Here is a 10,438-nt window from a genome sequence, read left to right on the forward strand (position 1 = left end):
TTAGAAAAATGGAATCAACAATGAGCAAATACAAAATAGCAGTAGCTGGTACCGGGTACGTAGGCTTATCGAACGCAGTGTTGTTAGCACAACACAATGAAGTGAAGGCGGTCGACCTAGTCCCAGAAAAAGTCGAGATGCTGAACAATAAAAAGTCTCCAATTGAAGACAAAGAAATCTCTGAGTATTTAGCAACAAAAGAGCTTAACCTAGAAGCTACATTAGACGCGCAAGTTGCTTATAAAGATGCTGACTATGTTGTAATAGCAACACCAACAGATTACGACCCGCAAACTAACTACTTCAATACAGGTAGTGTAGAGGCGGTTATCAAAACGGTAATGGAAATTAACCCTAATGCCGTGATGATTGTAAAATCGACCGTGCCGGTAGGATTTACCAAAGACGCAAAAGCCCGTTTTGGTTCTGACAATATTATCTTTTCGCCAGAGTTCTTGCGTGAAGGCAAAGCGCTTTACGATAACCTTTATCCTAGCCGTATTATAGTAGGCGAGCGTAGTGAGCGTGCAGAAGTCTTTGCTAAATTACTTCAGCAAGGCGCAATTAAGGAAGATATTAACGTGTTGTTTACCGACAGCACCGAAGCAGAAGCTATCAAGCTCTTTGCTAACACTTACTTAGCAATGCGCGTCGCTTACTTTAACGAATTAGATAGCTATGCAGAACGTAATGGTCTTGATACTAAGCAAATCATTGAAGGTGTCGGTTTAGACCCGCGTATCGGTAATCACTACAACAACCCTAGCTTTGGTTACGGTGGTTACTGCTTACCAAAAGATACTAAGCAGTTACTGGCTAACTACAGTGAAGTGCCGAATAACATGATTCAGGCCATTGTAGATGCTAACCGCACCCGTAAAGATTTTATTGCTGATTCAATAGTAAGCCGCGGGCCAAAAATTGTAGGCATCTATCGCCTTATCATGAAATCTGGTTCTGATAACTTCCGCGCAAGTGCTATCCAAGGCATCATGAAGCGTATTAAAGCGAAAGGTATTGAAGTTGTAGTTTACGAACCAGTACTTAAAGAAGCAGATTTCTTTAATTCACGCGTAGTAAACGACTTAGAAGAGTTTAAGAAAATCTCTGACGTAATCGTAGCAAACCGTGTAACAGGCGATATTGAAGACGTACTAGATAAAGTATACAGCCGCGACTTGTTCAACGCCGACTAACCCTAAACTGTGGGGGCAGAGTCAGGACTCTGACCCCACGATTGCCAAAAGGCCAGGATACAAACCTGGCCTTTTAGTTTCAGCAAGCTCATATCAAGCCACGATCATTTATCAGATCGCCCATACCTATCAGAAAAACGAACAATGTCGTCTTCCCCAAGATAAGCGCCTGACTGTACTTCGATTAGTTCTAGTGGAATCTTTCCTGGGTTTCCCAAGGCGTGAACCGCACCAATAGGAATGTAGATCGACTCGTTTTCTGTTAGCATTTGCGTTTCATCACCAATGGTCACATTAGCAGTGCCAGAAACTACCACCCAGTGTTCAGCTCTATGGTGATGCATTTGTACAGATAGCTTTTCGCCTGGCTTCACGGTTATGCGTTTAACTTTAAATCGTCCGCCATTGTCGATTGAATCGTAACTTCCCCAAGGCCTAAACACTTCGCGGTGGAATTCAAACTCGGGGCGTTTTTCAGCTTTCAGTTTGTTTACCACTGTTTTGATATGTTCGGCATCTTTCTTATTTGCCACCATAACAGCGTCTTTGGTTTCAACAACCACAACATCTTCCAAGCCAATAACTGCCACTAAACTATGTTCTGCATTTACGTAGCTGTTTTTGGTACCTTCTAATAGCGTATCGCCAGTAGTTACATTGCCGTTTTCATCTTTGTCACCTGTTTCCCACAAGGATGACCAACTACCTACGTCTGACCATCCCGCATCTAATGTTACCATTGCAGCTTCTGTTGTTTTTTCCATCACCGCGTAGTCAATAGAGTCGCTAGGGCATGAAGCAAAGGTTTCTTCATCTATACGCACAAAGTCGAGATCTTTTTCGGTTTTCTCAATTGCTTTTTTACAGGTTTCGTAAATCTCGGGGGCGTGGGCTTCAAGCGCTTTTAAGAAGGCACTAGCCTTAAACATGAACATACCGCTATTCCAGAAGTATTCCCCTGAGTTAACGTATTCGGTTGCGGAAGGCATATCAGGTTTTTCAACAAATTCACTTACATCGAAGCCAATATTTAGTTTATCCCCAGCTTTTATATATCCGTAGCCCGTATGAGGTTGGGTAGGAACAATGCCGAATGTCACTAACTTACCTTGTTCAGCTAAAGCCTGGGCTTCCTTTATCTTCGACTGAAATGTATCGCTATCTTGAATCAAGTGATCAGCTGCCAATACCAAAAGGACGGGGTCGTCGCCACCTTCCATAGCTTGAAATGCTGCCAGTGCGATAGCTGGCGCTGTATTTCTTCCTACAGGCTCTAACAGTATATCGCTGTTATCGACACTGATTTGGCGCATCTGCTCAGCAACTAGAAAGCGATGTTCCTCGTTACAGATAATAGAAGGCGGTAGAGACTCTATTCCATCAAGTCGTAGCACAGTGTCTTGAATCATAGTTTTGTCAGATGTAAGTGACAGAAACTGTTTGGGTAGAGCCGCGCGAGATTTTGGCCACAAGCGGCTTCCCGTACCACCCGCTAAAATGACTGGCTTCATTAGCGTTCCTTGATTTTTTGGTATATGTATTCTTGGCTCAGTATACTAAGTTATTTCGATATTTAAACGAATAAAGGCTGCTTTGGTGCAGTTCGAATCATTACATATTTTTCTCACAAAAAACTTCCCAAACCTCAAAATTCGAAATAAAATCCGCGCCAATTCAACCCCTGCCATTAAGCCTTAAGCTTAATCACACTTGGCGGGGAAGAAGCATGCTTTAAATTGTGGGGTCAGAGTCGTGACTCTGACCCCACTGCTAACTGCTTATAAGTTATCAAAGCTTACAAGCAGTAAAGTGAGTTCATGCTACCTACCATATACCGCAGCGTGAACTTCGTTTCGTTTAGTTTGCTTTTATTAGCGGAGTCGTTATGAATAGGCTGCGTGAGCTTTCCAGCCAAGTGATGGATGTTTACCAATCTCTTTCTCAAGAATTCAGCGCATATCAATCAAGTCAGTCATTAAACTGTGTTGAGAAATGCGGCGCATGTTGCAATAAACCCGACATTGAAGTGTCGCCTTTAGAAATGCTGCCATATGCACTGCATCTGTTTGATAGTGGTCAAGCCGAACAAGTATTCGATGAGCTTCAAAGCTATAGCGGTTTTGCATGCAAGCAATATCAACGCTTGAGTTTAGACGGTACAGAAGGTTATTGCGGGATTTACGAATACCGCCCCGGAATTTGCCGTATGTTCGGCGCTGCAGGCTATAAAACTAAATCAGGCGAAGCAACGCTTTCGGTATGCAAACCAATAAAGCAAGCCGTACCTGAAAAATATGCGGCCGCGCTAATTTCTATACAGCCGGCATGGGGTCAGAGTCACGACTCTGACCCCATGTCTACCATGTCTATATCGAGTAGCAAACCACCAATGATAGCTGAAGGTAGACAAAGGCTGGCGCAACTGGATTACGAGTTAGGCGATAAGCTTATGCCTATAAACGATGCGCTACGCTACATACTAGAAAAAATACTTACGCTAAGTTTCTATTCACAAAATATAGATGATGGCGTTGCAGCGTAACATGCAGTAAGCATGGGGTCAGAGTCATGACTCTGACCCCCAAAGTGCTTCACTGATTCCAAAAACTTCGTTGCTGAACTTTGAGCCTGATTTTCAAGGTACAGGATTGTACTCCGCAAAAGTCCACTTATCATCGATAAATAATAACGACTAATCGGAGCGAGAGTATGGCAAGAAGGAGAAGGATTTCCCCAGCAGGTTTCCCTGTACATGTTATTCAACGCGGCAATAATCGTTCTAATTGCTTTCTAAGTGAAACGGACTTTATTGCTTACGTAAAATGGCTCAATGTTTACGCGAAGAAGTTTAATATACACATACATGCCTGGGTATTGATGACAAATCACGTTCATTTACTTTGCACACCTCAAAAAGATAATAGGGGGGTGAGTGCAATGATGCAGTCAATCGGTCGAATGTATGTAAGGAGATTTAATGCAAAATATGAGCGTACCGGGACCTTATGGGAAGGGCGTTTTCGTTCCTGTATAGTGGATTCAGAGAAATACCTAATGACGGTGTCACGCTACATAGAGCTCAATCCAGTAAGAGCAGGCCTGGCGAAACACCCAGCTAATTATAAGTGGTCAAGCTATCATCGCAATGCACGTGGGGTTCACACCTCATTATGCACTGAGCACCCAATATACACATCATTAGGCGCAGATCCTGAAGCGCGGCAAAAGTCTTACAGCGCACTTTTTCATGACGAACTTTCAAATAAAGATATAGAGCGTATTCGAACATACAGTCAAATAGGTAAGGCACTTGGCTCAGAACAGTTTAAAACGCGACTATATGAAGCATTGGGGTCAGAGTCTTGACTCTGACCCCAAAACTCGGTCTCACACTAAAATTTCGCGTGCCGCTGCCACTATCGCCTCACTAATTGTGTAGTCGGCACGGCTTTTACCGGTAATGGCGTAGTATCTTTCGTTAAGGGTATTGGCGTTACCTATACAATGCACGCCATATTGTTCTTCTACGTGTTTTGATATAGCTGAAGGGGCACAGAATACGCCAAAGTCCTCGCTGCCGAATAACTTCAGCAGTGCAGTATCATCGAATTCAGCTACAATTTTGGGGTAAAGCTGTTCGGTTTCAAGCCAGCTTGTAAGTGCTTGGCGTATGCCCGACGTGTTACCTTGAATAAGTAACGGCATTTGGTTTAAACAATCTGGAAACTGTAGCCCTTCATTTAGGGGCGACTTAGCAAAAAAGCTTAAAGAGCTTTCCCCTAAGAAGTAGCTGTTAGCGCTAATTTGCGTACCGGGCGCTATGCCTCTGTCTGCAACAATAAAGTCGATGGCATTTATGGCCAGCTCTTTTAATAAACCGTCAAAGCTATCTTCTTTAACTACGTACTTTACTTGCGAGAACTTGCGCATGGTGTCGTGCACAAAATCATAAAAAAGCACTTTTGGAATACCATTTGTAATACCTATTACGAATTCCTTCGTATTTACTTCATCGCTATTGTTAAGTATTTCAGCCAGTTGGTTACCCTTATGAAATATTTCGCTGGCATACTGATAACTTACTTTACCCCGTGCGTTTAGGTACAGCCGCTTGTTTATTCTGTCAAATAGTGAATAACCAAGCTGACTTTCAAACGTGCTCAGTTGCCCGCTTACTGTTTGAGGGGTAACGTGGAGTAACTTAGCTGCTTTGGCAATGCTACCTTCGCGGGCAACCAGATAAAAATAATAGAGATGGTGGTAGTTAAGGTGATGCATACTTTAGCAGCCTGTTAAACGGGTAGAGAAATGTACTCTGACCCCATTATTCATAAACACAATTATTTTCGATGAAGTATTAAGAATATAACAGATATAATCTTATTAACCATTGCAATACACTATAAGTGTTGTTGCATATGCTATTTATAACAACGCATAACTAACTTTTCTGAGCTAGCGGTATATTGAAGACATAACTATGGCTAAAACAATAAACTTACGTAAAACGCGAAAAACTCTGTTTTCGTTATTAAAACCAGAGGCTGGCTTTTTTTGGGTAGCAATCGCTTATGGCGTTGCAATTAGTTTGATGACACTAGCAGTACCTATTGCTGTACAAACGCTAATTAACAGTATTGCCAATATCGGCTCAACACGTGCGGTTATCATCCTCGCTGTTATTTTGTTTCTTACCTTGTTTATATCAGGTGTATTCAGCGCACTTCGTATGCGCGTAATGGAGTTTTACGAGCGCAAGGTGTATGCACGCCTTACCGCAGATTTAGGGCTTAAGACTATTCTTGCCCCGCATAGCTTTTTCGAAGGTCGTCAGAACGTAAGTATTACGCAGCGCTACTTCGATATTATGACGTTTCAAAAGAACATGCCTTCGCTGATGATCGACGGCTTTGCTCTAGTACTACAAATGCTGGTGGGTTTTACGTTAGTTTCATTTTACCATCCCGCACTTTTTGCCTTTAACGTAGTGCTTTTACTTACGATGTATGCCGTATGGAAAATTTGGGGGCGGGGCGCTAAACGCACGGCCATCGAACTTTCTCACGCTAAGTATGATTCCGCTAAGTGGTTGCACGACATTGCCATCGCACACGAGTTTTTCAAATCGGCGGATCACGTGGAATATGCCGGTCGCAGTACCGAAGGCTATATCAGTAACTATGTGAAAAAGCACAAAAGCCACTTCAATTACACTTTCGCGCAAGTGGTAATGTTCCTATTAATGTATGCGGTGGCAAGTGCTTCGCTACTTGGCATTGGTGGCGTGCTTGTTGTACAAGGTGAACTGTCTATTGGTCAGCTCGTTGCTGCTGAATTGGTGATGTCTGCCGTATTCTTTGGCTTATCTCGCTTTACTCAGTACTTAAAGCTTTATTATGAACTCTACGGTGCAGCCGAAAAGTTGGGTGGTGCTTTAGCTATGCCCCAGGAAGAGCTAAATGCCTCAGAGCACATCCCTACATCGTCTAAGTTGGTGTTTAACAATGTAGAGCTTAAACATGGAAATGATACCTGCCATTTAAACGTTGTGTTCGAGCCAGGTACTAAGTATTTCGTGACTACTGACAAGAGCTGGGTTCAAAAGCAACTGTTGGGGCTAGTAAAGCAATATGACCGCGTGAAGTCAGGCGATATATTATTAGGTGAATTTAGCCTAAACGATTATGACACCCATGAGTTAAGGCAGGCGGTAACTATTTTAGATCGCTCGTTAATTATTGAAGTGTCTATCGAGCGATACTTGAAACTGGCTCATCCCGACGCGAGCATTGCCGATATTCGCGCCGCCCTTGAAGAAGTTGAAATGACGAAGGTTGTCGATAGCTTACCGGAAGGTCTGCAGACCAAAGTGTCGGTATTAGGTGCGCCTTTACAGCCGCTAGAGTTCTTACTGCTTAAGCTGGCTGCTGCTATCGTAGGAAAACCTAAGCTGCTTGTGTTGAACCAGCACTTTGATGCCATACCTGTCGACTTAAGAGCAAGATTACTAAGACGCTTAAGCAAGTACGATTTCACCGTAATGTACTTTACCAATATGCCAATACCGGATTGCTTCGAGGGTGTGCTTCATCTACACGATAATGCCACGGCTATGTTGAACACATATAGCGCTAGCGAATCGCCAGTCAGTGGTGAGCATGAAAGTACTAATGCTAATAATGGACAAAGTAATAACTTACAGAGAAATGATAAGGAGGGTGAGTAAGTGAATAACGCAGAACGTCGCTTTTTAGACAACATTACATCATTGCCCTCTTTGAGAGTGCCCAAGCTCCACCGCGTCATCACAGGCGTGATCATTTTCTTGGTACTAGCTGCTGGATTAATACTGTACTTTACTCCATGGATCCAAACCGCCTATGGAACGGGTATGGTTGACTCGCTCGACCCTAAAGACAGAACCCAGCCTATTAACGCTCTTGTCGATGGACAGGTCAAAAAATGGCATGTGAGAGAAGGTCAGCAAGTTAAAGCGGGCGAGCCTATTGTTACGCTTATTGATATTGATGCTCAGCGTCTTGAAAAGCTTCAATCTCAACTTTCTGCTGCAAATCTTAAAAACCAAGCTAACGAAACGGCGGTGAGAAATGCCGAAAATAACTTGGCGCGCCAAAAGTCACTGCAGGAACAAGGCTTGGTGTCTCGTAAAGAAGTTGAGCAAGCCGAAATCAAAGTACAGGAGCTAAGAGCAAAAGCCGCAGCGTCTGTATCTGAAATAAACGAAGTAAGTATGACGCTCTCTCGTCAATCTACCCAAACCAAGTTTGCACCGGTAGATGGTACCGTGGTGCGTTTACTGTCGGGTGGTGTGTCTACTTTTGTGAAATCTGGCGATATCTTGGGTCAGTTTATTCCTGCCGATGCCAAGCGTAGTGTGCGGGTAACGGTAAGAGGTTTAGACGCACCATTGGTAAAGCCTGGTGCAAAAGCGCGATTGCAGTTTGAAGGTTGGCCTGTTTTCCAGTTTAGCGGGTGGCCGGGAAGTGCAATAGGAACCTTCGGTGGTGAAGTAGTATATGTTGAGCCAGTGGCAAACGCCACGGGCGACTTTAATGTTTGGATCAGACCCGACGAGTCCGACGTTCCATGGCCAGCAGAAAGTTCGGCCCGTTTAGGTAGCCGTGTAAAAGCATGGGTGCTGCTAGAGGAAGTACGATTAGGTTATGAAATGTGGAGACAGTTAAATAACTTCCCGCCATTACCTACACAGCAGTCATCAACAGGTGGAGCAAAAGGTTCAGGGGCTTCGATATGGTAATGCGCAGATTGTTTTTTACTGCTATTGCATTAGCTACATATATAGGTGGAAGTGTACCTGGTTCATTCGCGCAGATACAAAATACAAGTCAAGTGCAAACTCAACAGGGTAGGCAGGCACCAACCATAGAAGCGTTAGTTGATAGCATGGTGAACTATCATCCTTATGTGCAGGCGATTAACGAAGGAAACTATCAAGCTGCCGCTGAACTTGAGATTGCAAGGAGCAGCTTCGACCCCTTTATTGAACAGAAAACCAAAAGCCGAGTGTCAGGTTATTACGATGGGACTAACCTCACTCAGCGTTTCACCAACCCAATTGAAGACTTTAACGCGTCTGTATTTGGTGAGTATCGAATTGCCGCAGGTGACTTTCCTAGCTATGAAGGGTATTACGATACGCTTTCTGCCGGTGAGGCCAGTTTAGGCGTCGCCATGTCGCTTTTGCAAAATCGTGAGATAGATAAACGCAGAACTGAATTGCGCAACGCAGGGCTGGCTACCTCGCAATGGCAAGCACTAGCGACGAGCCTTATAAACGACTTTGTCTATAAAGGTGTAAGTGAATACATTGCGTGGTACGAGAGTGCGTTACAAATTCAAGCCGTCACCGAGTTACTTAATACGGCGTCTGAACGTGAAAAAGCCTTGGTTACTCGGGTAGAGAAGGGCGACTTAGCCAGTATTGTGCTTACCGAGTTTAAAGCCAACTTACTTCAACAGCGTTTAACTTTGGCCGAACTTAAGCAAAAGCGAGATACGCACGCGCAAATGCTGTCTTTTTACTGGCGCTCACCAACGGGTGACATGTTGGCAATTAACAGTGACCAGCCACCTACCGATTTAAGCTGGCCCTTTTGGATTGGCAACAGCCAGTTGGTTACGCTTCGCAATGCGCTTCGAAGTCACCCAGAATTAGACGTAATGAAGTTAGAACAGCAGGTGGTAGAAAATAAAGTTGCACTAGCTGACAACGCGCTACTCCCCAAGCTTGACCTTACAGCCTCTATCGCCAGAGATGTGGGGGCAGGCTCTGAAACATTGGAAGGCAAAGAAACCAAAGTGGGCTTATCGTTTTCTTATCCGCTAGGCAACAGAAAGGCGAAGGCAGAGCGCGCTCAACTTCAGTCAAAGCAACGAGAGCTTGCACACAAGCTAACATCAACGCAGCAAGCTATCGTTCAACGATTCGAACAAGCTCTTATTTATTGGTTGCAAGCAAAGGATATTGTGTCGCTTCAAAGTGAAAATGCTGCGTTAGCGAAAACTTTGTCGAAGGTAGAGAAAACGCGATTCGATGCAGGTGACAGTGATATGTTCGTATTAAATGCGCGAGCGCAAAACGAGATTAAAGCAAAGATCAAAGAGATCAAAGCCAAGGCCGACTTATTAAAATCCGAGCTTATGCTATATAAAGAAGCGGCAATGCTGCATTCTTTCGATAACTAACTTTGTAAAACCCAACCATTGTAATTGCAATATAGGGATGTGTACGAGCTAAAAAGGCTATAAGTACGGCTTACTTCTATTTACGACAAAACTTATTCCAAATGAAGTTACTACAAAGCCATAAACGAAAACGGCGTATTGATTTACTCAATACGCCGTTTCAGTTAAGCACTGTTTATGAACTGGAAGACTAATTGTTTAGCGCACTATTTACGTCGTCTTCACTTAGACCCGCCGACATAGCATATTCTTTTAACTTATCATCAGACACACCAGCATGTTGAGCGGTGTTCAAAATACGCATCACTTGTTCACGCTGCTGCGCTGATTCTCGTACTGCTGTTTCGACCACTGTTTCCGCTTCGTTAGGAAACACTGCCAAAAGTGCATCTACTACATATTCACCAACAAAAGGTACAGCGTTTAACGCACTTGTCATTATATCGACAATCTTGTTTGGATGTTCCTGAGACAATGTCTGCACTATGCTGTCAGCAGCATCAGGTTGCGTTAAT

Annotated in this window: 9 protein-coding genes (1 of these 9 cut by a window edge); 6 read left to right on the plus strand and 3 right to left on the minus strand. The window is 43.7% G+C overall.

Annotated elements, in window-relative coordinates:
• The first annotated feature begins 8 nt into the window (after positions 1–8).
• A complete protein-coding gene (locus tag ACXACS_RS04390; protein ID WP_474804501.1) occupies positions 9–1,196 on the plus strand; it encodes a nucleotide sugar dehydrogenase in 1,188 nt (395 codons plus the stop codon).
• Between the two features lie 104 nt (positions 1,197–1,300).
• Here ACXACS_RS04390 and ACXACS_RS04395 read toward each other — a convergent pair whose 3' ends face one another.
• A complete protein-coding gene (locus tag ACXACS_RS04395) occupies positions 1,301–2,707 on the minus strand; it encodes a mannose-1-phosphate guanylyltransferase/mannose-6-phosphate isomerase (RefSeq protein ID WP_474804504.1) in 1,407 nt (468 codons plus the stop codon).
• Positions 2,708–3,081: 374 nt separating this feature from the next.
• Between ACXACS_RS04395 and ACXACS_RS04400 the strand changes: the two genes are divergently transcribed.
• Positions 3,082–3,738, plus strand: coding sequence for a YkgJ family cysteine cluster protein (locus tag ACXACS_RS04400; RefSeq protein WP_474804507.1), 657 nt, complete (start codon positions 3,082–3,084; stop codon positions 3,736–3,738).
• Positions 3,739–3,905: 167 nt separating this feature from the next.
• A complete protein-coding gene (locus tag ACXACS_RS04405; protein WP_474804510.1) occupies positions 3,906–4,562 on the plus strand; it encodes a transposase in 657 nt (218 codons plus the stop codon).
• Positions 4,563–4,583: 21 nt separating this feature from the next.
• Here ACXACS_RS04405 and ACXACS_RS04410 read toward each other — a convergent pair whose 3' ends face one another.
• Positions 4,584–5,474: a LysR family transcriptional regulator gene (locus ACXACS_RS04410; RefSeq protein WP_474804513.1), complete on the minus strand. Its 891-nt coding sequence runs from the start codon at positions 5,472–5,474 to the stop codon at positions 4,584–4,586.
• A gap of 202 nt (positions 5,475–5,676) precedes the next feature.
• Between ACXACS_RS04410 and ACXACS_RS04415 the strand changes: the two genes are divergently transcribed.
• Genes ACXACS_RS04415 through ACXACS_RS04425 form a run of 3 tightly spaced genes read left to right on the plus strand, consistent with a single transcriptional unit; the run spans position 5,677 to position 9,923 of the window.
• Positions 5,677–7,422, plus strand: a complete 1,746-nt coding sequence (locus ACXACS_RS04415) for an ABC transporter transmembrane domain-containing protein (RefSeq protein ID WP_474804516.1) — start codon at positions 5,677–5,679, stop codon at positions 7,420–7,422.
• Positions 7,423–8,475: an HlyD family secretion protein gene (locus tag ACXACS_RS04420; protein ID WP_474804519.1), complete on the plus strand. Its 1,053-nt coding sequence runs from the start codon at positions 7,423–7,425 to the stop codon at positions 8,473–8,475. It begins immediately after the preceding gene.
• On the plus strand, positions 8,469–9,923 hold the full coding sequence (locus tag ACXACS_RS04425; RefSeq protein WP_474804521.1) for a TolC family protein: 1,455 nt from the start codon (positions 8,469–8,471) through the stop codon (positions 9,921–9,923). Before ACXACS_RS04420 ends, ACXACS_RS04425 begins: the two co-directional genes overlap by 7 nt.
• 190 nt (positions 9,924–10,113) lie before the next feature.
• Here the strand turns inward: ACXACS_RS04425 and ACXACS_RS04430 are convergent, their stop codons facing one another.
• On the minus strand, positions 10,114–10,438 hold the 3' portion of the coding sequence (locus ACXACS_RS04430) for a hypothetical protein (RefSeq protein WP_474804523.1). The gene runs 488 nt beyond the window's last position; the window shows 325 of its 813 coding nt (coding positions 489–813); the start codon falls outside the window, past its right edge — the gene reads right to left on this strand; the stop codon is at positions 10,114–10,116.

The organism is Alteromonas sp. AWM4_230 (genome assembly GCF_056158305.1).